1 protein-coding gene is annotated in these 889 nt (G+C 71.2%); it reads left to right on the top strand.

Going from position 1 to position 889, the window contains the following annotated elements; translation table 11 throughout:
• The coding region (locus tag AC1DU6_RS33245; protein ID WP_477862589.1) for a DUF2339 domain-containing protein at positions 1-889 on the top strand (889 nt) is incomplete at both ends.

Below are 889 nucleotides of genomic sequence, written 5' to 3'. Positions count from 1 at the left end.
GCTTCACCGCCCTCATCGCGAGTGCCTGGGGACTGACGGCCTATACGCCCGCCGACTACGCCGTCGCCCAGGGCTTCCTGATCGCCTTCTGGCTGCTGTTCACCGCCGTGCTGCTGATGCCGGGCCGCCGCGCACAAGCACCCGAGGTCTGGCTGCAAGCCACGCTGTTGTTCGGCGTGCCTGTCTTCGCTTCGGCGATGCAGTACGCGCTGCTCAAGCCCGACTCGATGGCCATCGCCTTTGCTGCGCTGCTGATCGGCGCGGCCTACGCGGGCCTGGCCGCCTGGGTGCGGCGCCGCCCGGCGCATGCCCTGGTGTTCGAGGCTTTCATCGCGCTCGGCGCCGTGTTCGGCACGCTGGTCATTCCATTCGCGCTCAGCGCCGAGGCCACCGCCGGTGCCTGGGCGCTGGAAGGTGTCGGTGCGGTATGGCTGAGCCTGCGCCAGCGACGCCTGCGCGTGCTAGCGAGCGGCCTGGCGTTGATGGCGCTGGGTGGCGCCACGCTGGTGATGTCGATGTCTCGCGATGACCTGGACGGCCTTCATGCGGCATCGCAGTTGCTGAATGCGCTGCTGATCGCCGCGGCAGGGCTGGGCGCTGCCCGATTCCTCGGCCGCGATGACAGCCGGCCGTGGCATGCCGGCGTCGCGTTCGCTCTGGTCGGCTGGGGCACGGTGTGGCTCGCCGTCGCGGCGGGCATCGTCCTTGACCAGTGGGTGGCGGCACCGCATGAGTGGGCCGCCTGCGTCGCACTGATCGCCGCCGTCAGCGCCGTGCTGCTGAGCCTGCAGGCACTGTGGCGCTGGCCCACGGCCGCGTGGCCGACCGCGCTGCTGCTGCCGGCTTGGGGCCTGCTCGGTATCTTGGGCACGGTGCTGCACGGCGCGCC

The sequence above is a fragment of the Roseateles sp. P5_B10 genome (assembly GCF_056400485.1).
The sequence above is the reverse complement of the archived record's forward strand: the minus strand, read 5'-3'. Positions and strand labels throughout refer to the sequence as shown.